Genomic DNA, 25,940 nt, shown 5'->3' with positions numbered 1-25,940 from the left:
ACCTCAGCCTGCCAGACCCTTGAAAAACTGTTGGACGTTCTCGCTCAGGGCGTCCAGATCATACCCGCCTTCCTGCACCACCAGCGTTGGCAGTCCCAGCTGGCGCACGTGGGTGCTGAGCCTGCAGAACCCTTCTGAAGAGACTGACACCTTGGCCTGTGGATCGTTCTTGTAGATATCGAAACCGAGGGCGAGGATCAGGGCATCCGGCTGGTAAAGCTTGATGGCCGCCAGGGCTTCATCCAGTTTCGCGAAGAAATCGTCTTCCGTTGAGCCGTGGGGCATCGGCAGATTGATGTTGTAGCCAAAGCCTTCCCCTTCGCCACGCTCGTTCTCAAAGCCAGTGACTACCGGGTAGAAGTTGGTGGGGTCGCCGTGGATTGAAATATAGAGCACATCGCTTCGATCGTAGAAGATTTCCTGGATGCCCTGACCATGGTGCATGTCGGTATCCAGAATCACGATCCTGGGGAACCGGGCTTTCATGTGCTCGGCGGCAATGGCGGCATTGTTCAGGTAACAGAAACCTCCGGCGGCATCCCGGCGGGCATGGTGCCCTGGCGGACGGCACACGGCGTACGACGTTCTGTCGCCGGCGATCAGTGCATCAGCTGCGCCCAGCGCGCTTTGGGCAGACCAGTAGGCGGCATGCCAGGTGTGTTCGCCTATCGGACAGCTGCCATCGGCCTGATAGCGGGCCGCCTCGGCGAGAATGCCAGTCAGGTGATTGGGGGAACGGACAAAGATATTCGAGATGACCTCATCGCCCCAGTCGTCCATCTGTTTCCAGCGCCGATGCGCAGATTCCAGAAAACGCAGGTAACCCAGATCGTGAACTTTCGAGATCGGGCCAGCACCCTGGTCCGCAGGCTGCAGCACGGAGATACCCATTTCCTTGAGTCCGCCCAGCATTTCACCAGTGCGGGCAGGAATCTCCTGGGGCTGGCGCATCTGTCCCCGGGTAAAGTACGTCTGTGGAATGTGCTCATCCTGTGCGTGATGGAAAAATGCCTTCATTGTCCGGTCTCCTGGGTGTCTGATCCCCCGAGTATAGGCACACTCAGGCGATGATCAAAAGCCTGCCCTTGACTTTACAGGTCGGGATACAACATCCACTATGAAAGACATAAAACACTGACGCAACCAGATTACCTGGACTGCGCCCCACACGGGGGCGGAGCCAATCACAGAAGAGGAGCCGAGATGATCGAGTCACCCCTGCTGGAAAAGCTGACCGGCTATATCGGTGGTCGCTGGACTGACAATGAGCATGGCAACACCTTCGATGTTTACAACCCGGCAACGGGCAAGGTGATCGCCCAGGTCGCATCCATGTCGGAAGACGAAGTGAACGCCGCCGTTGCCTCCGGCAAGTCGGCACTGCGACTGACCAGTCCCTACAGCATCGAGACCCGCCGCAAGTGGCTGGAAGACATCCGGGATGCGCTCAAGGCCAACAAGGAAGAAGTGGGCCGTATCCTGTGCATGGAACATGGTAAACCGCTGCAGGAAGCCCAGGGTGAAGTGGATTATGCCGCCGGGTTCTTCGATTACTGCTCCAAGCATATTCAGGCACTGGATGCCCACACTATCCCTGAGAAGCCAAAGGACTGCACCTGGACCGTCCACTACCGGCCTATTGGTGTCACTGGCCTGATCACGCCCTGGAACTTCCCCATTGGCATGATTGCCAAGAAGCTCTCTGCTGCGCTGGCGGCAGGCTGCCCCTCGGTGATCAAACCGGCCAGCGAAACCCCGCTGACCATGATTGCCCTGTTCAGCCTGATGGACAAACACACCGATATCCCGGATGGCATGGTTAACCTTGTGATGGGTAAGGCCAGCGTGATTGGCAAGGTTCTCTGCGAGAGCCCGGACGTACCCATGCTCAGCTTCACCGGTTCCACCGAAGTGGGCCGTAAGCTGATCGTCGACACCGCGGATCAGGTCAAGAAACTGGCCCTTGAATTGGGCGGCAACGCGCCGTTCATCGTCTTCGACGATGCCGATCTGGACGCTGCGGCAGACAACCTCATCGCCAACAAATTCCGTGGTGGCGGCCAGACCTGTGTCTGTGCCAACCGGATTTTCGTGCATGAGAAAGTGGCCGATGCCTTCGGTGAGAAGCTTGCCGAGCGGGTCAACAAAATGACCGTCGGTGACGGCATCAATGGCGACGTGGATCTTGGCCCGCTGATCAACCAGGCTGGCTACGACAAGGTTAAACGCCACGTACAGGACGCCCTTGAAAAAGGCGCCACCCTGGTCGCGGGCAAGAAGCCGGAAGAGCTGGGCAACGATTTGTTCTTCCCGCCCACGGTGGTACACGGTGTTAACCGGGAGATGTGCTGCTACCAGGAAGAAACCTTCGGCCCGCTGGTACCCATGGCCCTGTTCCGCACGGAAGAGGAAGTCATTGAAGCCGGTAACGACACCGAGTTCGGCCTGGCCTCCTACGTGTTCACCAACGATGCCGAACGCGCCCAGCGCGTGGCTGCCGGCCTTCGCTTCGGCCACTGTGGCTGGAACACCGGCACCGGCCCGACACCGGAAGCGCCGTTTGGTGGTATGAAGGCGTCCGGCATTGGCCGTGAAGGCGGCCTGGAAGGTCTGTTCGAGTTTGTGGAGGCGCAGACTGTACCAAGAGGCTTCTAAAAGAAAAGCCCTCATCTCTGGGGGTGTCGCACGGGGGAGGTTCCCCTTCAGGACACGCTACGAGCACATCCATGTGCGCTTGGCTGTGGCCATCCATGGCCACAGACAGTCCTGAAGGGGAACCTCCCCCGCGCTCTCTCTGACATGGGGAGAGGGCTTCTCGAATCATTAGATTCGGCATTACGTAGGTCGGATTAGCAACGCGTAATCCGACGCGCAACCAGAAAAACTCCCATCCGGAAATCCTGCTTTTCTCCTGTTATACTCGTTAACCTGTTTATTTAACCAGTAGCGAACCGATTCTTTATGGACGTCTCCCACATCATCGATCCGTTGAACGATGCCCAGCGTGAAGCTGTTACCGCTCAGAACGATCACCTTTTGGTTCTGGCCGGCGCCGGAAGTGGCAAAACCCGCGTTTTGGTGCATCGGATCGCCTGGTTGATGACCGTGGATCGGGTGCCGCCCACTGGAATCCTGGCGGTGACCTTTACCAACAAGGCCGCCAAGGAGATGCGATACCGCATTGAGCAGATGATGGACATTCCTGCCCGTGGTCTCTGGTTCGGTACCTTTCATGGCATCGCTCACCGGCTACTGCGTTCCCACTGGAAAGACGCCGGCCTGCCAGAAAACTTCCAGGTGCTGGACAGCGACGACCAGCTGCGGCTGATCAAGCGGGTGATGCGGGAAAACCAGATTGATGAGAGCAAGTGGCCGCCGAAGCAGGCCCAGTGGTTTATCAGTAGTCAGAAGGACGAAGGGCTGCGAGCGGATCACATCCAGGAGAATCCGGGCGACCATTTCCTGTCGATCATGCTGAAGATCTATCGCCAGTACGAGAAGCTCTGCCAGCAGGGCGGTCTGGTGGATTTTGGCGAGCTGTTGCTGCGATCCCATGAACTGTGGCTGCATCGCCCGGAGCTGCTGGCCCATTACCAGAGCCGGTTCCAGCATATCCTGGTGGACGAGTTCCAGGACACTAATACCATTCAATACGCCTGGCTGCAGGTGCTGGCCAGCAACCGGGTGCCGTTGACGGTGGTCGGTGATGACGACCAGTCCATTTACGGCTGGCGGGGCGCCAAGATCGAGAATATTCAGCAGTACCAGCGGGATTTTCCCAATGCCCGGTTGGTGCGACTGGAGCAGAACTACCGCTCCACCCAGATGATCCTGAAGGCGGCCAACGCGGTGATCGCAAACAATCAGGGCCGGCTGGGCAAGGAGCTCTGGACCGACGGCCCGGAAGGTGAACCGATCAGCCTCTACGCGGCGTTTAACGAACAGGACGAAGCCAACTACATCGCCGACAGCATTTCTGCCTGGGTGCAGGACGGCAACCTGCGCAGTGAATCGGCGATTCTCTACCGCTCCAACGCCCAGTCCCGGGTGCTGGAAGAGGCGCTGATGCGCCAGGGCATTCCCTACCGGGTATACGGCGGCCTGCGCTTCTATGATCGTCAGGAAATCCGCAACGCCCTGGCGTACTTGAGGCTGGTGCAGTATCGCCGAGACGATGCAGCGTTTGAGCGGGTGGTGAACGTACCGCCCCGTGGCATTGGCGCCAAGAGCCTGGCGGAGCTTCGGGAATTCGCGACCGAGCAGAGTATCTCATTGTGGGAATCCGCCGAGCGTCTGCTGGAAGCCGGGCAGGTGAAAGGCCGGGCCAAAACCGGGCTGCAGTCTTTCATTGCCATTATCGAAGGCCTCTCCGACATGGTGGGCGATGCTTCGTTGCATGGCCTGATGAAGCAGACCATCGAAAACAGCGGGCTGAAGGACTATCACGCCAGTGAGAAAGGTGAAAAAGGCCAAGCCCGGGTGGAGAACCTCGAGGAACTGGTCAATGCGCTGTCTGATTATGAGGTGGAGGATGGTGTTGATCCGCTGTCGGAATTCATCGCCCAGGCCGCCCTGGATGCCGGCGAATCCCAGGCCGAAGCCCATGAAGACAGCGTTCAGTTAATGACCCTGCACTCCGCCAAGGGTCTGGAGTTTCCTCTGGTGTTCCTGGCGGGCGTGGAAGAGGGGCTGTTCCCCCACGGCATGTCTCTGGAAGAGCCTGGCCGTATGGAAGAGGAGCGCCGTCTGGCCTACGTGGGCATCACCCGGGCCATGCAAAAGCTGGTGCTTACTTACGCCGAATCCCGGCGTTTGTACGGTCAGGAAAAGTTCAATGCGTTGTCGCGGTTTGTGCGGGAGATTCCGGGTGACTGTCTGCAGGAAGTGCGGCTGCGCAACACAGTGACCCGTCCCGCTATGGTGGCGCGTCCGAATGAGAGCATGTTCAGCCAGGATTCGGCCCAGCAATCCGGTTTCAGCCTGGGTCAGCGGGTGCGTCATCCCAAGTTTGGCGAGGGTATCGTGATGAATTCGGAGGGCAGCGGGCACCATACTCGGGTGCAGGTGAACTTTGATGAGGGCGCCAAGTGGCTGGTTCTGGCTTATGCGCCTTTGGAGGCCTGCTGATTTCCACTTTGGAGGTTGCACAGGTCGGGTAAGGGTTTCCAAAACACGCTCCTTGCGGCACATCCCTGTGGCGCTTGGGCTCCGCCATCCATGGCTCCGCACAGTTTTGGAAACCCTTACCCGACCTGCGCTTCAGACCATTTGCTAGCCGCTTTTACATCAGAACCGCGTAGATCACACCTGCCAGAACAATCCTGTAAATCACATACGGCCACATCCCCACCTTGTTCAGCCACTTCAGGAAGAAGTGAATCGCTGTAATAGCCATCAGGAACGAAGTAACCCCGCCAATCAGAAAACCACTCCAGTCGACGATTACATCCGAAGTTGCCACTTCCAGCAGTTTTACCGCAGATGCCAGCACGATGATGGGAATTGCCAGCAGAAAAGAGAATCTGGAGGCGGTTTCGCGGGTCATGCCCAGGAACAGGCCGGCGGTGATGGTAACGCCGGAGCGGGAGGTGCCGGGGACCAGGGCCATGGCCTGGGCGATGCCGACCAGGACGGCGTCTTTCCAGTTCAGTTTGTCGAGGGTGCGCTGGCGTTTTGGGAGCCAGTCGGCCAGACCCAAAAGCAAGCCGAAGAACAGGGTCGTGAAGAAGATGACTTCCACCGCCCGCAGTTCGTTGTCGATCATATCCAGCAGTGCCAGGCCGGCCAGGCCGGCAGGGATGGTGCCGATCACCAGGTACCAGGCCAGGGCGCCCTGGCCGACGATTTTGCGCTGGCCAATGGAGATCAGTCCGTCCCGGGCGATGCCAAAGACATCCCGTCGAAAATAGAGCACAACTGCCAGTAAGGTTCCCACGTGCACCGACAGGTCGAAACCCACGCCCTGATCGGTCCAGCCAAACAATGCCGGGGTCAGGATCAGGTGGGCGGAGCTGGAGATGGGCAGGAATTCGGTCAGTCCCTGGAGAAGGCCAAGGAAAAGGGCCTGGAAAACGTCCATTGCGTGGATTCCGTCAGATTCGGTGCGTCAGAAATGTGGGCGCGATATTAGCAGGGTGGCGGTGAGCTGAACAGGTAGTGCGAGTGAAGCCAGCGCCATGACCCGAAGTCTGGCGCTGGCCTCTGCGGCTTATGCCGGAAACCGGTCCCGGGTGCGATTGGCTATTTTGACCAGCATCAGCATGAGCGGTACTTCCACCAGCACACCAACAACTGTGGCCAGCGCTGCGCCGGATTGCAGGCCGAACAGTGCGATGGCCGCGGCCACGGCCAGTTCGAAGAAGTTGCTGGCGCCAATCATGGCGCCAGGCGCTGCGATACAGTGGCGTACTTTCCACAGCCTCGCCCAGCCGTAGGCCAGGAAGAAAATCAGGAAGGTCTGAACAATCAGCGGCACGGCAATCAGCACGATATGCAGGGGATTGTTCAGGATTACCTCGCCCTGGAAGGCGAACAGCAGCACCAGAGTGACGATCAGCGCCGCCGGGGTGACCGGGCTGAGCCGCTTCATAAAGACATCGTCGTACCACTGCTGACCGTGGCGCGAAATCAGGGCCCGGCGGGTCAGGTAGCCGGCTGTTAGCGGAATCACGATATACAGGACGACCGACAGCAGCACGGTATCCCAGGGCACCTGGATGTCGGAAATGCCCAGCAGGAAAACAACAATCGGCGCGAAGGCAAACAGCATGATGATGTCGTTCAGGGATACCTGCACCAGAGTGTAGGCGGCATCGCCTTTGGTCAGGAAACTCCACACGAACACCATGGCGGTGCAGGGCGCTGCACCCAACAGGATCGCCCCGGCCAGGTACTCGCTGGCCAGTCCCGGCGCGATCCATGGCTCGAACACCACCATCAGAAAAAACCAGGCAATGGCAAACATGGTGAAGGGCTTGATCAGCCAGTTGACGATGGTCGTGATCGCCAGGCCTTTCGGTTCTTTCCGTACACCGACCACCGCACTGAAATCAATTTGCGCCATCATCGGGAAAATCATCGCCCAGATCAGAATGGCGATGGGGATGGAGACCTGCGCGTATTCGAAGCGGGACAGAGTCTCGGGCACTACGGGCGCGAACTGGCCCAGCGCGACGCCGGCAATGATGGCCAGAGCCACCCACACCGACAGGTACCTGCCGAACAGGTCCATGCCTTCGCCGGAGCCTTCCGCCTGGGTGATTTCGTTATTGCTGCTCATTGCCTTTCCCTCACATGGACCGCTGGTTGACGCGTTTGGAGACTTCTTCGGCACTTTCCACCCGCTCTGAATACCGGTCGGTCAAGTAGTCGCTCCGGTCCCGGATCAGCAGAGTGAATTTCACCAGTTCCTCCATCACATCGACGATGCGATTGTAATAGGGTGAGGGTTTCATGCGGTCGTTATCGTCAAACTCCATAAACGCCTTGGGCACCGAGGACTGGTTGGGGATGGTCACCATCCGCATCCAGCGACCCAGTACCCGTAGCTGATTGACGGCATTGAAGGACTGGGAGCCGCCACAGACCTGCATTACGGCCAGGGTCTTGCCCTGGGTGGGACGCATGCCGCCAATGGAAAGGGGAATCCAGTCAATCTGGGTTTTCATGATGCCGGTCATGGCGCCGTGACGCTCTGGTGAACACCACACCATGCCTTCAGACCACTGGGCCAGATCCCGCAATTCCTGCACCTTGGGGTGAGAGGCATCTTCTGCATCGGCCAAAGGCAGCCCCCGTGGATTAAATACCCGGGTTTCGGCGCCCATAGCTTCGAGCAATCGGGTAGCCTCTTCAACGGCCAGTCGGCTGAACGAGCGTTCACGCAGCGAGCCATACAGCAACAGAATCCGTGGCGGATGTGATGACGGCTTTGCCTTGAAGAGCTGGCCCGTTGTTGGAGCGTTGAACAATTCCGGGTCGACGTTGGGGAGGTCCTGATCCTGGGTGCTCATTTTTTGCCGGATTCCTTTACTCGTGGAGATGTTGGATCTATTATGCACAAAAACAGATATGCATGAAATCGAATATACGGAATCTGGGATATGAAGCGCCGCGTTTTGTTCGTCTGTACCGCCAACAGTGCCCGTTCCCTGATGGCAGAAGCCTTGCTCCGGGACATGGCCGGAGACCGGTTTGAAGTAGCCAGCGCCGGTACCGAGCCAACCAGGCCCCACCCCATGGCACTGCAGGTGCTTGAGGAAGCCGGCATTTCCACTGAAGGATTGCATAGTAAGCAATTGGCCGATGTGCAGGGGCAGTACTGGGATTATGTGATCACCCTGTGCGAGAAAGCCGCGAACGAGTGCGGTACGGTCTGTCAGCCTGCCCAGCAGATTGCCTGGGATTTTGCCGATCCGGTGCCGGCAAACCGCCATTCCACCTTTGCCCTCACTCTCAAGGAAATCAAAGAGCGCATTGCGCTGTTCGCGCTAGTGCACCAGAAAGAAACCGGAGCGAAACCCGCCAGCTATGACCCGGTCACGGTGTTCAAGGCACTGGCCGACGATTTCCGACTTGCGGCGCTGTTACTTATCCGCAGCCAGGACCAACTCTGTGTCTGCGAGCTCACGGAAGCCTTTGAAGCGCCCCAGCCAAAAGTCAGCCGGCATCTGGCAACCTTGCGGGATGCCGGCCTGCTGGCCACGGAGCGTCGGGGCCAGTGGATCTATTATTCCCTGAACCCGGGCATTCCTCAGTGGCTGGGCCGGGTGCTGGATGAAACCGCCAGCCATAACGACCGATTGATAGAGAACCCGCTTGCACGATTGCAGGCCATGGCAGACCGACCGTCTGTCCAATGCCTGTAATCCTCGCGCGGTTTAGTGTTTGAACAGTTTCATCAGGAGCACACCATGAGCAAGATCAAAGTAGGCATTAATGGATTTGGCCGAATCGGTCGTCTGGCCCTGCGGGCCGCCTGGGGCTGGCCGGATATGGAGTTTGTCGCGATCAACGACCCGGGTGCCGATGCCGCCACACTGGCCCACCTGCTCAACTTTGACAGCATCCATGGTCGCTGGAGCCAGGAAGCCACTACGGACGGAACAGATATCGTCATCGAGGGCCAGCGTATCCGGGTGACTCATAACAAAACCATCGGTGAAACCGACTGGTCCGGCTGTGATCTGGTGATCGAGGCCAGCGGTGTGAACAAGAAGGTCAGTGCCTTGCAGGCGTACCTCGATCAGGGCGTAAAACGGGTCGTGGTCACGGCACCGGTGAAGGAGGCGGGCGCCAAGAACATTGTGGTTGGTGTGAACGATGATATTTTCGACCCGGCCACCGACCGCATTGTGACCGCCGCCTCCTGCACCACCAACTGTCTGGCACCGGTGGTGAAGGTGATTCATGAGAAGCTGGGCATCAAGCACGGCTCCATCACCACCATTCACAGCCTGACCAACACCCAGACCATTATCGATGCGCCCCACAAGGATCTGCGCCGGGCGAGGGCCTGCGGCAGTTCACTGATCCCCACCAGCACCGGTTCAGCAACGGCGATTATCGAAATATTCCCGGAACTGAAAGGGCGCCTGGATGGCCACGCTGTGCGAGTGCCGCTCACCAACGCGTCGCTGACCGATTGCGTGTTTGAAGTGGAATCGGCTACCGACAGGGACACCGTAAACCAGCTGTTGAAAGAGGCTGCCGAGGGTGAACTGAACGGTATTCTGGGCTACGAAGAGCGCCCACTGGTGTCCATTGACTACAAGACCGACCCGCGTTCGTCCATCGTCGATGCCCTGTCCACCATGGTGGTCAACGGCACCCAGGTGAAAATCTACGCCTGGTACGACAACGAATGGGGCTACGCCAACCGCACCGCGGAACTGGCGCGCAGGGTGGGCTCTGCCTGATATGACCGCCGCCATCCGACAGTACCTGGTGATCACCGGCAACTACTGGGCCTTTACCCTTACGGATGGGGCCCTGCGGATGCTGGTGGTGCTGCACTTCCACCAGTTGGGCTACTCGCCGCTGGAAATCGCCCTGTTGTTCATCTTCTATGAGTTCTTCGGGGTGGTGACCAACCTGGTTGGCGGTTACCTGGGCGCCCGCATGGGCCTGAACCGCACCATGAACATCGGGCTGTTCCTGCAGATTGTGGCGCTGGGAATGCTGGCGGTGCCGGCGGCGATGCTCACGGTACCCTGGGTTATGGCGGCACAGGCGCTCTCAGGGATTGCCAAGGATCTGAACAAGATGTCCGCCAAGAGCGGCATCAAGTTGCTGGTGCCGGACGAGCAGCAGGGCACCCTCTACAAGTGGGTGGCGATTCTCACCGGCTCCAAGAACACCCTCAAGGGTGTGGGATTCTTCCTTGGCGGTGTGTTGCTGATGGCAGCCGGCTTTAAGGGCGCAGTCATCATCATGGCAGTGGCACTGGGACTGGTCTGGCTGGCCAGCCTGTTTCTGCTCGGGCAGGACCTGGGCAAGAGCAAGGCCAAACCGAAATTCAGCGAGATTCTCTCAAAAAGCCGTGCCATCAATGTGCTTTCGGCGGCGCGGATGTTTCTGTTCGGAGCCCGGGATGTCTGGTTTGTGGTGGCCTTACCGGTCTACCTTCACACGGTGTTTGGCTGGGACTTCTGGAAAGTGGGCGGTTTTATGGCCACCTGGATTATCGGCTATGGCTTTATCCAGACCATTGCCCCGCGCATCACCGGCAACATGGAAGGCAAACAGCCTGCTGTGCTCTGGGCGGCAGCGCTGGCGCTGATTCCGGCAGCGATTGCCATTGGCCTGACGGCGGGCTGGTCGCCCCAGTTCGTGATTGTTGGTGGTCTGCTGTTGTTTGGCGTGCTGTTTGCCGTCAACTCGTCCCTGCACAGCTATCTCATCGTTAGCTACGCCCGTGGGGATGGCGTGTCGCTGGATGTGGGTTTCTATTACATGTCGAACGCTGCCGGGCGTTTGCTGGGCACCATTCTGTCCGGCTGGGTCTATCAGGCTTATGGCCTGGAGGCCTGTTTGTGGATATCGTCCGGACTGGTGGTCACGGCTGCGCTGCTGTCCCTGATGTTGCCCGAGCGGCGGCCAGTGACAGCCTGAGCGGAGCTCAGAACCGAATGGCCAGCCCTGCGGCGGCTTCCACCTGCAGATAGCCGCTGCTGTCGAATCTGAGTTCGCAGCCGCCAGAGCAGAACGCGGAACCTCCCGAGTTCAGGGCGGTGTAGACGCCGCGTAGATCCAGCCTCAGGCGCAGTTGTTCCGTCAGAAAAAACTGATAGCCACCACCCAGAGACAGGGCGGCCCGGTGGTGGGTTTCGTATCTCGAATCGTCCGGTTCCAGCCGGGTAACCCCGAACACACCAGAGACAAACCCGCCGTGGTTCTGCCCGCCCGGGAAATACAGCCCGCCGAACTGGAGCTGGTAGATCGTCAGGTCGATGGACTCCACGCCCGGTGCGAACAGGCCATTGTCCAGTCTGGCCGAGGTGCTCTGCCGCCCGAAATAGAGTTCTCCCTGTTTGCCGGGCTCCGCCAGATCAAAATTGAACACCAGCCCCTGGCTTGCGGAATCCCGGAAGTCGATCTGGTCTGAGGTGCTGGCGCCGGCGGTCTCGATATCCACCGAACTGCTCATTCGATACCCTGCAAACGGTGCCAGGCTGACCTCCGCTGCTACCGGAGCGGCGATCAGTGCCGATGTCAGTGTGAACGTGAAAAGGGATCGAAGCTTCATACATCCGCGGCCTGTGTGGCTGGTCGTTGGCAGGGCAGTGTGCAATGGTATAACCGTTATGAACGTTGGCGAGCCCTGGTGATGCTATCTTGACAGATTTGGTGCTGGAAAATCTCAGCGTTGGCACTCTGAGTAACGTGTCTTTGAGGATACCCGGTGGACAGGTTGTCTGTCTGTCCGGCCCCTCAGGCAGTGGCAAGAGCCGTCTGCTGAGGGCCGTGGCTGATCTGGAACCACACGGCGGCAGGGTTGCTCTGGGTGATACCGCCCAGTTGGATGTTCCCGCACACCAGTGGCGATGCCGGGTGGTGATGGTGCCGGCAGACAGTCAGTGGTGGTTTGATGAGGTGGGTGGTCACTTCCCGGTTGATGCGAAGGCAAGATTGCCGTCAGCGCTGGGCTTCCCGCCCGGCGTTATGGAGTGGTCGGTAAGTCGGCTGTCCTCTGGTGAACGACAGCGGCTCGCGCTCTGGCGGGCCCTGGCGCTTCAGCCAGAAGCGCTATTGCTGGACGAACCCACCGCCAATCTGGACAACGACAGCACGGAAGCCATTGAAACCTGGCTGCTCGACGAGATCCGGAGGCGGCAGATCGCGGTGCTTTGGGTCGCTCACGATCCGGCGCAGATATACCGGGTGGCGGATGCCCATTACCGGATTCACGGCACCAGCCTGGAGCGCGTTAATGGAAGTGATTGATTTGGCCTGGTGGAAGCTGGGCCTGACGGCCGTGCTGATTCTGGCGCTGGCCGGTACCGGGTATCTGGCCCGACTCGGTATTACCCGGAGTCTGCTGATTGCGGCACTGCGCACGGTCATTCAGTTGGCGTTGATCGGGCTGGTGCTGGAGGCCCTGTTCGCGTCCTCTGCGTTCTACTGGATTGCGCTGCTGGCATTGGTCATGCTGTTGGTTGCCGGCCGGGAAGTGGTCGCGCGCCAGGGGCGACGATTACGGGGCTGGTGGGCGTTCAGTATCGGTACAGGGGCGATGTTTGTGTCGTCTTTTACCGTGACCATCCTGGCCCTGACTGTCGTGATCGGCCCCGAACCCTGGTACGCCCCACAATACGCCATCCCGCTGCTGGGTATGATGCTTGGCAACACCATGACGGGCGTGAGTCTGTCGCTGGATCGGTTGAATGACTCGGTCTGGCGCCAGCGTGCCGTCATCGAGAACCGCTTGATGCTGGGTCAGACCTGGCAACAGGCGCTGGAGGATATCCGGAGGGACGCCATGCGCAGTGGCATGATGCCCTCAATCAATGCCATGGCCGCCGCCGGTATTGTCAGCCTGCCGGGTATGATGACTGGCCAGATACTTGCTGGCAGCCCCCCGGCAGTGGCGGTGAAATACCAGATTCTGGTGATGCTGATCATCACCGTCGGTGCCGGCTTCGGGGCTGTTATGGCTGTTTACTGGGGTGGGCGCCGGCTGTTCGACGAGCGGGAACGCTTGCGACTGGACCGGCTGGTGAAACCGTGAGTGGAAGGGCATGATGGCATCCAGGCACCAAAGTAGCATGGGCGAAGCAGGCCTACCGAGGCTAGGCTTTTGCTTCCGCTTACTCAAATAAGAAAAAAACAATGATCGACCTGCTAAGACGCTATCCCCTTCCTTTCATCGTGCTGGCCCAGCTGTTCGGCACCTCGCTCTGGTTCAGTATCAACGGTGTCTGGCTGTCGCTGTCCGCGGAGCTGGGCCTGACGGAAACCGATCTGGGCCGGCTGACGCTGGCGGTTCAGGCAGGGTTTATCGCCGGTACCCTGACCATCGCCGTGACCGGCCTGGCGGACCGCTTTGGCGCCAGCCGGATCTTTGCTCTCTCAAGCCTGCTGGGTGCCCTGGTTAATGGCGGGTTTATTTTTGCCGCAGGTGCTCCTCCACTGGATTTCCTCCTGCGATTCGCCACCGGTCTGTGTCTTGCTGGCATTTATCCCCTGGGTATGAAAATGGTGATCGCCTGGACCCCGAAATACGCCGGTGCGGCACTGGCCTGGCTGGTGGGCATGCTCACCCTCGGCACGGCACTGCCTCATCTGATGCGTGGCGCAACGCTCGGCATGCCCTGGGAGTGGCCGCTGATGGCGGCGTCCTGCCTCGCCCTGGCCGGAGGGCTGCTGGTGTTTCTGCTGGGCGACGGGCCGCATCTGCCCAAAAGCAGTGGTCGGCTACCCCTCAGCCAGGGGCTGGCGGCGCTGCGGATACCGAGGTTCCGGGCGGTGGCAGGTGGCTACTTTGGCCATATGTGGGAGCTTTACGCCTTCTGGACATTGACGCCCCTGCTGATCGGCCGGGAGCTGCAGCGTATGGGGCAGAGTGACGCACTTATTCCCTGGTTGTCGTTTGCCGTCATTGGCATTGGTGCGGCAGGGTGCGTCGGTGGCGGCCGGCTCAGTCGCACCCTGGGCAGCGAATGGGTGGCACGGCGAGCGCTGATGGTATCCGGGGCTTTCTGTCTGGTGTATCCGTGGTTGAACGGGCTGGCACCGGTTCTGCTGATTGCCTTGCTGGTCATCTGGGGCATTGCTGTGGTTGCCGATTCACCCCAGTTCTCGGCACTGGCCTCGGTAACGGCGCCCAGGGAATCAGTGGGCTCTTCATTGGCGGTGATGAATGCGGTCGGGTTTGGTCTGACGCTGCCTGCCATCTGGCTGACCAGTGGATTATGGGGCCAGTTGGATGTCTGGGTGGTTCTGTTGCTGTTCCCCGGCCCCGTGTTCGGCCTGTGGTCCCTGGCCCGATACCGGCTTCAAACCTGATACGGACGTTTAGCTAAAATCGTGCTACCCGGGTTTCCGGTGATATGAGCTATGCTCTGCTTGCATCGAGTAATTGGCGGAACGAAAGGCGCATAAGGACCTGACATGGCGTATTTCAGCAAGCATTACCACAATCCCGGAACCGCGCCGGGCACCCTGGTCGCCAAGACCGAGTCAAGACGGCCGGTGAACATTCACCTGATTGATTACACCGAAGATCACGTGGAGGAAATCAGTCTCTCCAACGCGGCTGACTGCCGGGATTATCTGGCCAAGGATTCGAGAACCTGGGTCCAGGTTAATGGTCAGGCCGATCCTGATACCCTCCGGAATCTGGGGGATCTGTTTGATCTGCATGACCTGGCCCTTGAGGATGTTCTGAACACGGGGCAGCGTCCGAAACTGGAGTTGTACGACGATCAGCTGTTCATAATTGCCGCCATGCCGTTCTACGACGGTGAGGATATGGAAATCGTTCAGATCAGCCTGTTCGTTGGTAAAAACTACCTGATCTGCCTGTGCCCATTGGACGAGGACCCTTTCGAGCCTGTTCGCAAACGCATGCGCATGCCCAATAACCGACGGTTTTCCAGCCGGGGTATCGACTACCTGCTCTATGCGCTGCTGGATCTGATCACAGATTCCGGCTTTCCTGTGCTGGAACAGTTCGGCTACCAGTTGGAGGAGATGGAAACCGATTTACTCGAGAACCCGAAACACCACACGCTGACCCAGATACACGGTCTGAAGCGGGAGCTGCTGGTACTCCGGCGTGTGCTCTGGCCCCAGCGTGAGTTGCTCACCAGTCTGATGCGAACCGAGGAGCAGCTGATCAACGCCGACACCCAGGTTTATTTCCGGGATTGTCATGACCACAGTGTCCAGATTATCGAGCTTCTGGAGAGCTTTCGGGAAATGGCTACCAGCATGCTGGATATCTATCTCTCAAGCATCAGCCAGCGCACTAACGAGACCATGCGGGTACTGACCATCATTGCCACGATTTTTATTCCGCTGACTTTCGTGGTCGGTATCTATGGCATGAACTTCGAGCACGCCGACAGCCCCTGGGCCATGCCGGAACTGAGTTGGTACTACGGTTATCCGATGGTTTGGGCCGTGATGATCGCGATCACCGGTGGCCTGATCTGGTTTTTTCGGCGCCGCGGTTGGATGTAATCATGCAGAATCCGGGCGAAGGCCCCCAAAGAATCCTGTTGCTCTCGGGCTATGATGCCGCCAGCCATCAGCGTTGGCGTGAACAACTCATCGACTTGTTGCCCGATTTCAGATGGGCCAGTCTTGTCCTCCCTCCAAGGTTCTTCCGCTGGCGGATCCGCGGCAATCCACTGAGCTGGCTGAACGAGCCGCTGTTGCAGGAACACTGGGATCTGATTATCGCGACATCCATGGTGGATTTGGCAACTTTGCGGGGTCTGCACCCACGCCTTGCCAATACCCCCTCCCTGCTCTACATGCATGAAAACCAGTTCGCCTTTCCGGTATCAAGTGGCCAGAACGCCAGTGCCGATCCTCAGATGGTGAACCTCTACAGCGCGCTTTCTGCCGATTGTGTGGTGTTCAACAGTGGCTGGAACCGGGACAGTTTTCTGGACGGCGTCGATTCGTTCTACCGCAAGCTGCCGGACAGAGTGCCCGAAGGGCTGATCGAAACTCTGCGTGATAAGTCCCGGGTGATACCGGTGCCGATTGAAGACCGGTTGTTTGCTGAGCGCCCGTCACTGACGGACCGAAACTGTCCGCATCTGCTCTGGAACCATCGGTGGGAATACGATAAAGGGCCCGATCGTCTGCTGAAATTCCTGCACGTGCTGGAACAGCGCTCGGTAACGTTCAGGTTGAGTGTGGTGGGTGAGCGGTTTCGCAGTTATCCGAAGGCATTTGACCGGATCCGCGAACGGTTTGATCCTTGCATCGAACACTGGGGATTCCTGGACAGCCGTGAAGACTACGATCATCTGCTGCGCCAGGCGGATATTGTTGTCTCCACGGCGCTGCATGATTTCCAGGGTCTGTCGATGCTCGAAGCCATGGCGTCTGGTTGCGTGCCTCTGGCGCCGGACCGACTGGCCTATCGGGAATACGTGCCTGAACCTTGTCGCTACGCCAGCCATGATCGCGATGCCGAACAGGAAGCCGAGGCCGCCGCTGATCAGTTGGAGCGCCTGCTGGCGCAGCGGCCCGCGGCGTGTTCACCGGACGGCTGGCGGGCAACCCGGCTGGCTGAAGGCTATCGATCATTGTTCGATCAACTCATCGCCAGCGGAGCGGGCAAACGCTGACCCGGTTTCTCGACAAAATCTGTCTCAGATCAACCGCGCCCCCTTGCGGTTGCCCCGCGCGAGACTAGACTCAAAGCTGTCAGCAGGTCTCACCACAGGGAGTCGTGGCCATGGAGTTTTATACCCTCGACGGCAATGAAGCGGTGTCCTCGGTGGCTTACCGCCTGAGCGAAACCATTGCCATCTATCCGATTACCCCCGCCTCGGTGATGGGCGAACACGCTGATGACTGGGCGGCTCTGGGCAAACCCAATCTCTGGGGGCAGGTGCCCAGTGTGGTGGAGATGCAGTCCGAGGCCGGTGCGGCCGGTGCTATGCACGGTGCGCTGCAGGCCGGTTCACTGGTGACCACCTTTACTGCCTCCCAGGGGCTGCTGTTGATGCTGCCCAATCTGTACAAGATTGCCGGTGAGCTGTCGCCGTTCTGCATGCACATTGCCGCCCGCAGCATTGCCACCCATGCTTTGTCCATCTTCTGCGACCATTCCGATGTCATGAGTGCCCGCGGTACCGGGTTTGCCCTGCTGGCGTCGGGATCGGTTCAGGAAGCTCAGGATATGGCCGCAATCGGCCACGCCGTGACCCTGGAAAGCCGGGTGCCGGTGATGCATTTCTTCGATGGCTTTCGCACCTCCCATGAAATTTCCAAGATTGCAGCGCTCAGTGACGAGGATTTGCGGGCGCTGGTATCGCACGACGGGGTGGAAGCACATCGTAGCCGCCGGATGACGCCGGACCGGCCAGTGGTTCGGGGCACCTCCCAGAATGCGGACGCTTTCTTCCAGGCCCGGGAGGCCATCAATCCCTTCTATCAGGCGTTTCCGGAAACACTTGAAGCCGTGATGAACCGGTTTGCCGGGATTACCGGCCGCCAATACCGGCTGTTTGACTATGTCGGCCACCCCGAGGCCGACCGGGTGGTCATCCTGATGGGTTCCGGGGCCGAATGCGCCCATGAGACAGTGGAGTGGCTGCTGGAGCAGGGCGAGAAAGTCGGGGTCCTCAAGGTGCGCCTGTTCCGGCCCTTTGCCACGGATCGTTTCCTGAGCGCTTTGCCGGATACTGTCGAGCACCTGGCAGTATTGGACCGTACCAAGGAACCCGGAGCCCAGGGTGAGCCCCTGTTGCTGGAAGTGAGTGGCGCCTTGATGGAAACTTACAGCCGGGGCGATCGCAAGGTGCTGCCCCGGGTCATCGGGGGGCGCTATGGTCTGTCTTCCCGGGAATTTACCCCGGCCATGGTCTGCGCCATTTTCGACCAACTGAAAGCCGAAGCGCCGAAAACCCGTTTTACCGTTGGCGTGCGGGACGATGTCAGCCATCTCTCCCTGGATGTGGATAACGAGCTGGACATTGAGTCCCCGAAAACCCGCCGGGCCCTGTTCTTCGGTCTGGGCGCTGATGGCACCGTCAGCAGCAACAAGGCCAGCATCAAGATTCTGGGCGAGGGCACGGACCTGTTTGCCCAGGGCCATTTCGTCTATGACTCCAAGAAATCCGGCGCCACCACGGTATCCCACCTGCGGTTCGGCCCGCTGCCCATCCGCTCCAGCTACCTGATCAACAGGGCCCAGTTCGTGGCCATTCATGCACCCCAGTTTCTGGAGCGTTTTGATGTGCTGGAGCACGCCGCCGAGGGTGCAACGGTGCTGCTCAATGTGCCCTGGGCCGTCGGCGAGGTCTGGGACCGGTTGCCTCTTGAGGTTCAGCGGGTCCTGGTCGAGCGCAAGGCCCGGCTGTTCGTGATCGATGCCGCCGAAGTGGCGGAAAAAGCGGGGCTGGAACGACGGATCAATACGGTGATGCAGGTCTGCTTCTTCGCCCTGGCGGATATCCTGCCCCGGGATGAGGCCATTGCCCATATCAAGGAATCCATTCGTAAAACCTGGGGCCGCCGCGGGCCGGAAGTGGTGCGCCGCAACGTGGAAGCGGTGGACTCGGCGCTCGACAATCTGCACGAGGTACCGGTACCGGATAAGGTGACGGCAACCCGCACCCGGCCACCGAGAGTGCCGGAGGATGCGCCGGACTTTGTGCAGAAAGTCACTCGTCTGTTACTGGAAGGGCAGGGGGACAAACTGCCGGTCAGTGCTTTTCCGCCGGATGGTACCTGGCCAACGGGAACCAGCCAGTATGAGAAGCGAACCATCGCCCTGGAGATCCCCATCTGGGAATCCGACCTCTGCGTGCAGTGCAACTTCTGCGCAATGATCTGTCCGCACACCGCGATCACCAGCAAGGTGTTTGAGCCCGAGACGGTCAAAGGGGCGCCAGAGGCGTTCGAGGTGGTGCCGGAAACCCACACCTCGGAGCTGGAGGGACTGGATTACCGCATTCAGGTGGCGCCCGACGACTGCACCGGTTGCGGTCTGTGTGTCGAGGTCTGCCCGGCAAAGGACCGGACCCAGCCCAAACGCAAAGCCATCAATATGCAGCCCATCGAGCAGCACCGCGAGGTGGAGGCAGACAACCTGGCGTTCTTCCGGCAGTTGCCGGATGTGCCCAGGGATCGCATCCCCCGGGACTTCAAATCCCTGCCGCTGCTGATTCCCCTGTTCGAATATTCCGGCGCCTGTTCCGGCTGCGGTGAAACACCCTACATCCGGCTGCTGACCCAGTTGGTGGGGGATCGGTTGCTGATTGCCAATGCCACCGGCTGCTCCTCCATCTACGGCGGCAATCTGCCCACCACACCCTACACGGTCAATGCCGATGGTCGGGGCCCGACCTGGAACAATTCGCTGTTTGAAGACGCGGCGGAGCTGGGGCTGGGCATGCGCCTGGGGCTGGACAAACTCGTGGATCGGGCCCGGCAGTTGCTGAACGGGTTCCAGGGGCAACTGCCTGAAGCGTTGCACTCTGAGCTGACCAGCGCCTGCACCACCGTTGATGAATCGGCAATGGCATCCCGGCGCACAGCGATTGAGCAGCTTCGCAGCTGGCTGGCGGACCAGCAGGGGCCAGAGGCACGGGAGCTCGACAGCCTGGCCGACGAGCTCTGCCCGAAAAGTGTCTGGGTGATTGGCGGGGATGGCTGGGCCTACGATATCGGCTATGGCGGCCTGGACCACGCTCTGGCCTCGGGCCAGAACCTGAAACTGCTGGTGCTGGATACCGAAGTCTATTCCAACACCGGCGGCCAGCAATCCAAGGCCACGCCGATGGGTGCCATCGCCAAGTTTGCCTCCGCTGGCAAGGCCACCCGCAAAAAAGACCTGGGCCTGCTCGCCATGAGCTATGGCCATGTCTACGTGGCCCAGATCGCCATGCAGTCTCACAGCAACCACACCACCAAGGCCCTGCAGGAAGCGGAGAGCTTCGATGGCCCGGCGCTGATCATTGCCCACAGCCCCTGCATTGCCCACGGTTACGACCTGGTGCACTCCCCGGCACAGCAGAAGCGGGCGGTGGACAGCTGGGCCTGGCCGCTGTACCGGTTTGATCCCCGGCGTATTCACGAGGGGCTGCCGCCCCTGCAACTGGACTCCCTGCGCCAGAAAGTCACCATGAAAGCCTACATGCAGGAAGAAGCCCGGTTCCGGATGCTGGAGCTGAGGGATCCCCAGCGCTACGAACAACTGGTGGCGGCAGCTTCGGAGGCGGCCACTGAACAGCGGGAACTCTACAAACAGCTGGCGGGGATCCACTTCGAGCCCCACGAATCTTCCGATGGTGACAACGACAAGGGTGAACGTCATGACTGAGCTGGCAACCCGTTGGCTGGGGCTGGAACTCCGTTCGCCCCTGGTGGTCGGCGCCAGTCCGCTGACCGATGATCTGGATGCGCTGAGAGCCTGTGTTAAGGCAGGGGCGGGTGCCGTGGTCATGCACTCGCTGTTCGAGGAGCAGCTGGTGGAGGAGCAGATGGCCGCCCACCGGTTTATCGACTCCCGCATCAATATGGACGCCGAGGCCCGTTCGTTTTTTCCGGAATCGGAAGTTTTCGAGATGGGATCGGGCAGCTACCTCCAGCGGCTGGAATTGTTGCGCCGATCACTGGATGTCCCGATAGTTGCTTCGCTCAACGGTATCTCGACGGGAGGCTGGACCGCTCATGCCCTTGAGCTGGAGGCCGCCGGTGCCCATGCCATCGAGCTCAACCTCTATGATCTGGCCACAGATCCTTCTGAGACCGCCACCAGTCTTGAACAGCGCCAGCAAGCGGTGGTCCGCTCAGTGGTTGAGCAGGTGAGCATCCCTGTCAGCGTCAAACTGTCTCCGTTCTATTCGGCATTGCCGGCATTTGTGGCCGGTGTTGAAGCGGCAGGCGTTCGGGGATTGGTGTTGTTCAACCGGTTTTATCAGCCCGAGATGGATCTTGATGAGCTGGAATTGAGCCGGGAAGTGGTGCTGTCTTCCAGCGCCGAGCTGCCGTTGAGATTACACGCGGCGGCCATGCTGTATGGCCAGACATCCCTGGAGATGGCGGTATCGGGTGGCGTTCACAGCGGTGATGACGCGGCCAAGGCGATCCTGTCCGGGGCGACTGCTGTTCAGGTGGTGTCTGCCATCCTGGCGGACGGCCCCGGGGCGCTGGGGAAAATACACGACGGACTGGACCGGCGACTGTCTGATATGGGCTATCGTGATCTGACAGAGGCGCGAGGAGCACTTTCAATGGCAAAGGCGCCCAACAGTCGGACCTGGGAGCGCCTTAACTATGCCCGCCTGCTGCATGGCTGGAAATGAGAGCCTAAAGATTCTGTTCGGGGACTTCCCGGATTCGACCATGCTCATCAATGGCGACATAGACAAACAGTCCCTCGGTCACCTTGCGTGGATGCTTCGCGGTACGGTCGAGGGTCCACACTTCCACGCTGATTTTCATGGAACTGCGGCCGATATCCACGAGCTCGCAGTAGCAACCCACCTGCGACCCTACCCGCAAAGGTGACAGGAACTCCATCCTGTCCATGGCCACGGTGGCATTACGGCCCTGGGAAATGCGCCCGGCCATGGTGGCAGCAGCGAGATCCATCTGTTTCACCAGCCAGCCGGCGAAGACATCGCCATTGGCATTGGTATCGGCGGGGAGAGGAATGACCTGGAGGGTAAGATCGCCACGAGGTGTGGGTTTGTCATCGTCTAACGCTGTCATAGTACTGCCTTCTTGCGAGCCTGGAATTGTTTTAACACGCATGGTAACGGGCTGAAGCGCCGCTGCAAGCAAATTTGAACATTCCTGACTATATTTCAGAAGCTGTAACAAAGTTGTCACAGAGTGCTATTAGTCTGCACCCATCGGTAAAGCACATCCGACAAAACGTCCAAACCAAAAAATGGAGACATGACGTGATGAAACTGAACAAAGCACTCGCGACTGTAGCACTGGCCGGCTCCGTAGCCGCTATGTCTACACCAGCCATGGCCCGTGACACCATCAGCATCGTGGGTTCCTCAACTGTTTATCCGTTCGCCACTGTTGTTGCCGAGCGTTTCGGCACCAAGACCGACTTCAGCACACCCAAGCTGGAATCTACCGGTTCTGGCGGTGGTATGAAGCTGTTCTGTCAGGGCATAGGTACCCAGCACCCGGACATCACCAACGCTTCACGCCGCATGAAGACTTCCGAGTTTGAGCTGTGCCAGAGCAATGGTGTTACTGATATCACCGAGTTCCGTATCGGTTCTGACGGCATCGTGATCGCTAGCTCCAAGAATGCTGAAAACCTTGAGCTTACGCTTGAGCAGCTGTTCCTCGCACTGGGTTCCAAAGTGCCTGTTAACGGCGAGTGGGTAGCTAACCCGAACGAAAAGTGGAGTGATGTTGACTCCAGCCTGCCGAACAAGCCGATCCGTGTGATGGGTCCTCCTCCGACTTCTGGTACTCGTGATTCCTTCAACGAGCTGGCCCTGGCCGCTGGTTGCGATGAGCTGCCGGAAGCCGCCGACCTGAGCAAGGACGAGCACTCTTCGATCTGTGAAAGCGTGCGTGAAGACGGCGCCTTCATTGAAGCGGGCGAGAACGACAACCTGATCGTTCAGAAGCTGATCGGTGACACCGACATGTACGGTGTGTTTGGCTACAGCTTCCTGGAAGAAAACGCAGACCGTCTGCAGGCGGCTACCCTGAACGGTATGGTTCCGACTGCCGAGGCAATTGCTGCTGACGAATACCCGGTCGCGCGCTCACTGTTCTTCTACGTGAAGAAAGCGCATATCGGTGTGGTCCCGGGAATCAAAGAATACGTTGATGAGTTTATCAGCAACGCAGCCATGGGCCCGAACGGCTACCTGAAAGACGTTGGCCTGATCGTGCCCCCCCGTGAGGCCCTGATGGACCTTATGGACAAGGCCGAGGGTATGCGTAACCTGACCCTGGACGAGCTCAAGTAAGCCAGCGGTTCGGAGAATACAGAGGTGCGGGTCCCGAATGGGGTCCGCACCTTTTGCACGTTTGGACGATCCGGTGCCAGTGCAGAGCTGAACCTGTAAACTGTGCGCCAATACGAAGTCGAATACAGGAATTTTCATGCAACCGGCTAATCTTTTATTACTGACCCTGGTGCTGGCGATCGTGGCCTATTGGCTGGGTTACGCCCGCTCCCGGTCGTTGGCGATGCCGCTGGGTGGGATTCGTCATCTCAAATCCCTTCCGTTTTATTACGGAGCCAGGGCGGCATTGTGGAGTGGCATTCCAGCCTTGATCGTTCTTGGTTTGTGGGCGGCATTCCAGGGCAAGGTCATTCAGCTGATTGTAATTGGCGGCCTGCCGGACGGCATGATGCCCGCGAGCCAGGGTGAAGCGAGTCTTCTGCTGAGCAAAATCAGTAACGTTGCCAGCGGTGCATTGCCTCCGGGTTTCGCTGAGGCACCTATTGTTGATGCTGCGGAGAGGCTCAAGGCGTTGCAGGCCCAAAGCCGTTTGCTGATGTCCGCACTTGTAATCTCTGTGGCCGTGCTCGCCGGATTCCTCGGCTGGTTGAGGATCCGACCCCGCCTGAACGCCCGCGCCCAGGTCGAGTCCATTCTCAAGTGGGTATTTTTCGCCTGCGCAGCCCTGGCTATCCTGACCACCGTTGGAATTATTTTCTCGGTAGCCTTTGAGACATTCCGATTCTTCGAGAAGGTGCCGTTTACCGAGTTCTTCTTTGGCAGCCACTGGAGCCCGCAGACCGCCCTTCGGGCCGACCAGGTTGCTTCCCAGGGCGCTTTCGGGATGATCCCCCTGTTTACCGGCACCCTCCTTATCTCCGCGATCGCCATGATTGTGGCCGTACCGGTAGGACTTCTGTCGGCGATTTACCTGTCCGAGTATGCCGGCAAGAAGGTGCGCGGAGTGGTCAAACCGTTGCTGGAAATGCTGGCCGGTATTCCTACCGTGGTTTATGGCTTCTTCGCCGCGCTGACCGTTGCGCCTTTTATCAGCGACGTGGCCGCTTCCATGGGTATCGAAGCGTCTTCCCAGAGTGCCCTGGCAGCCGGTGCCGTCATGGGCATCATGATTATCCCGTTCGTCTCGTCGCTTTCGGATGATGTGATCAATGCGGTGCCCCAGGCCATGCGGGATGGCTCCCTGGCGCTGGGTGCAACCCAGTCCGAGACCATGAAGAAGGTGATTTTCCCCGCCGCACTGCCCGGCATCATGGGCGGTATTCTGCTGGCCGTGTCCCGGGCCATCGGGGAGACCATGATTGTGGTCATGGCCGCAGGGCTTGCGGCCAACCTGACCGCCAATCCACTGGAAACCGTTACCACCGTCACTGTCCAGATCGTGACCCTGCTCACCGGTGACCAGGAGTTCGACAGCGCCAAGACGCTGGCCGCCTTTGCACTGGGCGCCATGCTCTTCCTGGCAACCCTGCTGCTCAACGTCATTGCACTGAAAATCGTACGCAAATATCGGGAACAGTATGACTGATCAACGTTCACAAGCGGAGATTGTCCGCCAGTCGCTCAAGCGCCGCTACCGGAAGGAACGTCGGTTCCGTGCCTACGGTGTAATCGCGATCGCGATTGCCCTTGGGGCTCTGTTGACCCTGTTTACCGATATCATCGGAAAGGGGTATACGGGGTTCATGAAGACCACCATCACCATGGATGTGCAGCTGGATGGTGAGATGATGTACCTGGATGATCCTACGGATGAACGCCAGATAAAGATGGCCGATTTTGTTGAGCCATTGGTTCAGTCCCTGATCAAAGAAATTCCAGGTGCGAGCGAAGAGAATCGCAAGCAGGTTCGCGAACTGATTAACCCCTATGCTTCGGTGGAGCTGCGCGATGCACTCAAGGCGAATCCGGAGTGGTTGGGTACGACTCAGACCATGACATTCCTCAGTCACACCGATGTGGATGTCTACGTGAAGCACGCGGGGGACGATGCCTATTCGATCAAGCTGAACGACCAGCAGAAAGCCTGGGTGGAAGAGCTTCAGGAGCGGGGCGTTATCGAGACCTCCTTCAACGATGTGTTCTTCAGCGGCGGTGATTCCCGGGATCCGTCCAAGGCGGGCATTCTTGGCGCCATTGTCGGTTCGCTGCTGACCATGTTCGTTACCCTGATCCTGTCGTTCCCGATTGGTGTGGCAGCGGCGATCTACCTGGAAGAATTCGCGCCCCAGAATAAGTTCACCGATTTTATCGAGGTGAATATCAACAACCTTGCGGCGGTTCCTTCCATCATCTTTGGTCTGCTCGGCCTGGCCGTGTTTATCAACCTGTTTGGCATGCCGCGCTCGGTTCCGGTGGTTGGTGGTCTGGTTCTGACGTTGATGACCCTGCCGACCATCATCATTTCCAGCCGCGCGGCAATCAAAAGCGTACCGCCCTCGATCCGGGAGGCGGCGGAAGGTATCGGCGCCTCCAAAATGCAGGTGGTTCTGCACCATGTACTGCCGCTGGCCATGCCGGGCATGCTGACCGGTTCCATCATCGGTATGGCTCAGGCACTGGGTGAAACCGCACCGCTGCTACTCATCGGTATGGTAGCGTTCATCGTGGATGTGCCCGATGGCTTCTTCGATTCGGCCACGGTTCTGCCGGTGCAGGTGTTCCTGTGGGCAGGTAGCCCTGAGCTGGCCTTTATTGAACGTGCGTCGGCAGCCATCATGGTGCTGTTGACCTTCCTGATCAGCATGAACGCATTGGCCATCTGGATGCGCAAACGTCTCGAGCGCCGGTGGTAAGGAG

General features: G+C 59.2%; 21 protein-coding genes. 15 read left to right on the top strand and 6 right to left on the bottom strand.

The window, feature by feature from the left end:
- Positions 1–3 precede the first annotated feature (3 nt).
- Positions 4–1,017, bottom strand: a complete 1,014-nt coding sequence (locus ACO06L_RS12625; RefSeq protein ID WP_064229696.1) for a histone deacetylase family protein — start codon at positions 1,015–1,017, stop codon at positions 4–6.
- Positions 1,018–1,203: 186 nt separating this feature from the next.
- Between ACO06L_RS12625 and ACO06L_RS12620 the strand changes: the two genes are divergently transcribed.
- Together ACO06L_RS12620 and uvrD are read left to right on the top strand one after the other, a co-directional pair.
- A complete protein-coding gene (locus ACO06L_RS12620) occupies positions 1,204–2,655 on the top strand; it encodes an NAD-dependent succinate-semialdehyde dehydrogenase (protein WP_202346082.1) in 1,452 nt (483 codons plus the stop codon).
- A 306-nt stretch (positions 2,656–2,961) separates the two neighbouring features.
- Positions 2,962–5,127 (top strand): DNA helicase II, encoded by a 2,166-nt coding sequence (gene uvrD, locus ACO06L_RS12615; RefSeq protein WP_202346081.1) that lies wholly within the window; start codon positions 2,962–2,964, stop codon positions 5,125–5,127.
- Between the two features lie 154 nt (positions 5,128–5,281).
- Here the strand turns inward: uvrD and ACO06L_RS12610 are convergent, their stop codons facing one another.
- The 3 genes from ACO06L_RS12610 to arsH form a co-directional block, all read right to left on the bottom strand.
- Positions 5,282–6,079 (bottom strand): undecaprenyl-diphosphate phosphatase, encoded by a 798-nt coding sequence (locus tag ACO06L_RS12610; protein ID WP_202346080.1) that lies wholly within the window; start codon positions 6,077–6,079, stop codon positions 5,282–5,284.
- 129 nt (positions 6,080–6,208) lie between these two features.
- Positions 6,209–7,279, bottom strand: a complete 1,071-nt coding sequence (gene arsB, locus ACO06L_RS12605) for an ACR3 family arsenite efflux transporter (protein ID WP_064229705.1) — start codon at positions 7,277–7,279, stop codon at positions 6,209–6,211.
- A 10-nt stretch (positions 7,280–7,289) separates the two neighbouring features.
- The gene (gene arsH / locus ACO06L_RS12600) at positions 7,290–8,012 is read right to left on the bottom strand and encodes an arsenical resistance protein ArsH (protein WP_202346079.1); all 723 of its coding nucleotides are present in this window, start codon (positions 8,010–8,012) and stop codon (positions 7,290–7,292) included.
- Positions 8,013–8,102: 90 nt separating this feature from the next.
- On the opposite strand from arsH, the gene ACO06L_RS12595 reads away from it, so the two are divergent.
- From ACO06L_RS12595 to arsJ, 3 genes are read left to right on the top strand one after another with little or no spacing between them, the layout of a single operon-like run.
- Positions 8,103–8,867, top strand: a complete 765-nt coding sequence (locus tag ACO06L_RS12595; RefSeq protein WP_064229707.1) for a metalloregulator ArsR/SmtB family transcription factor — start codon at positions 8,103–8,105, stop codon at positions 8,865–8,867.
- A gap of 45 nt (positions 8,868–8,912) precedes the next feature.
- Positions 8,913–9,917: an ArsJ-associated glyceraldehyde-3-phosphate dehydrogenase gene (locus ACO06L_RS12590; protein ID WP_202346078.1), complete on the top strand. Its 1,005-nt coding sequence runs from the start codon at positions 8,913–8,915 to the stop codon at positions 9,915–9,917.
- Between the two features lies 1 nt (position 9,918).
- Positions 9,919–11,112, top strand: coding sequence for an organoarsenical effux MFS transporter ArsJ (gene arsJ, locus ACO06L_RS12585; RefSeq protein ID WP_202346077.1), 1,194 nt, complete (start codon positions 9,919–9,921; stop codon positions 11,110–11,112).
- Positions 11,113–11,119: 7 nt separating this feature from the next.
- Here arsJ and ACO06L_RS12580 read toward each other — a convergent pair whose 3' ends face one another.
- Positions 11,120–11,746: a hypothetical protein gene (locus tag ACO06L_RS12580; RefSeq protein WP_202346076.1), complete on the bottom strand. Its 627-nt coding sequence runs from the start codon at positions 11,744–11,746 to the stop codon at positions 11,120–11,122.
- 89 nt (positions 11,747–11,835) lie between these two features.
- On the opposite strand from ACO06L_RS12580, the gene ACO06L_RS12575 reads away from it, so the two are divergent.
- From ACO06L_RS12575 to ACO06L_RS12545, 7 genes are all read left to right on the top strand, one after another.
- Positions 11,836–12,444, top strand: coding sequence for an ABC transporter ATP-binding protein (locus ACO06L_RS12575; RefSeq protein WP_202346075.1), 609 nt, complete (start codon positions 11,836–11,838; stop codon positions 12,442–12,444).
- A complete protein-coding gene (locus ACO06L_RS12570) occupies positions 12,431–13,228 on the top strand; it encodes an ABC transporter permease (RefSeq protein ID WP_202346074.1) in 798 nt (265 codons plus the stop codon). The genes ACO06L_RS12575 and ACO06L_RS12570 overlap by 14 nt, the downstream gene beginning before the upstream one ends.
- Before the next feature lie 101 nt (positions 13,229–13,329).
- A complete protein-coding gene (locus ACO06L_RS12565; protein ID WP_202346073.1) occupies positions 13,330–14,505 on the top strand; it encodes an MFS transporter in 1,176 nt (391 codons plus the stop codon).
- 105 nt (positions 14,506–14,610) lie between these two features.
- On the top strand, positions 14,611–15,684 hold the full coding sequence (gene corA, locus ACO06L_RS12560; RefSeq protein WP_202346072.1) for a magnesium/cobalt transporter CorA: 1,074 nt from the start codon (positions 14,611–14,613) through the stop codon (positions 15,682–15,684).
- A 2-nt stretch (positions 15,685–15,686) separates the two neighbouring features.
- Positions 15,687–16,808, top strand: coding sequence for a tRNA-queuosine alpha-mannosyltransferase domain-containing protein (locus ACO06L_RS12555; RefSeq protein ID WP_202346071.1), 1,122 nt, complete (start codon positions 15,687–15,689; stop codon positions 16,806–16,808).
- A gap of 110 nt (positions 16,809–16,918) precedes the next feature.
- A complete protein-coding gene (nifJ, locus tag ACO06L_RS12550; protein ID WP_202346070.1) occupies positions 16,919–20,512 on the top strand; it encodes a pyruvate:ferredoxin (flavodoxin) oxidoreductase in 3,594 nt (1,197 codons plus the stop codon).
- Positions 20,505–21,497 carry a dihydroorotate dehydrogenase-like protein gene (locus ACO06L_RS12545; protein ID WP_202346069.1) on the top strand — a complete coding sequence of 331 codons (993 nt, stop codon included), beginning with the start codon at positions 20,505–20,507 and terminating at the stop codon, positions 21,495–21,497. The genes nifJ and ACO06L_RS12545 overlap by 8 nt, the downstream gene beginning before the upstream one ends.
- A gap of 4 nt (positions 21,498–21,501) precedes the next feature.
- Here ACO06L_RS12545 and ACO06L_RS12540 read toward each other — a convergent pair whose 3' ends face one another.
- Positions 21,502–21,906 carry an acyl-CoA thioesterase gene (locus tag ACO06L_RS12540; RefSeq protein WP_064229717.1) on the bottom strand — a complete coding sequence of 135 codons (405 nt, stop codon included), beginning with the start codon at positions 21,904–21,906 and terminating at the stop codon, positions 21,502–21,504.
- Between the two features lie 197 nt (positions 21,907–22,103).
- Between ACO06L_RS12540 and ACO06L_RS12535 the strand changes: the two genes are divergently transcribed.
- The 3 genes from ACO06L_RS12535 (at position 22,104) to pstA (ending at position 25,936) form a co-directional block, all read left to right on the top strand.
- On the top strand, positions 22,104–23,144 hold the full coding sequence (locus ACO06L_RS12535; RefSeq protein ID WP_138103173.1) for a substrate-binding domain-containing protein: 1,041 nt from the start codon (positions 22,104–22,106) through the stop codon (positions 23,142–23,144).
- A gap of 136 nt (positions 23,145–23,280) precedes the next feature.
- Positions 23,281–24,669 carry a phosphate ABC transporter permease subunit PstC gene (gene pstC / locus ACO06L_RS12530; RefSeq protein ID WP_202346068.1) on the top strand — a complete coding sequence of 463 codons (1,389 nt, stop codon included), beginning with the start codon at positions 23,281–23,283 and terminating at the stop codon, positions 24,667–24,669.
- Positions 24,662–25,936: a phosphate ABC transporter permease PstA gene (gene pstA / locus ACO06L_RS12525; RefSeq protein WP_064229720.1), complete on the top strand. Its 1,275-nt coding sequence runs from the start codon at positions 24,662–24,664 to the stop codon at positions 25,934–25,936. Before pstC ends, pstA begins: the two co-directional genes overlap by 8 nt.
- Positions 25,937–25,940 lie beyond the last annotated feature (4 nt).

This window comes from Marinobacter sp. (assembly GCF_965229985.1).
Taxonomy (GTDB): Bacteria; Pseudomonadota; Gammaproteobacteria; order Pseudomonadales; family Oleiphilaceae; genus Marinobacter.
Note: the sequence above shows the minus strand (reverse complement) of the source record. Positions and strands in the feature narration are given on the sequence as shown.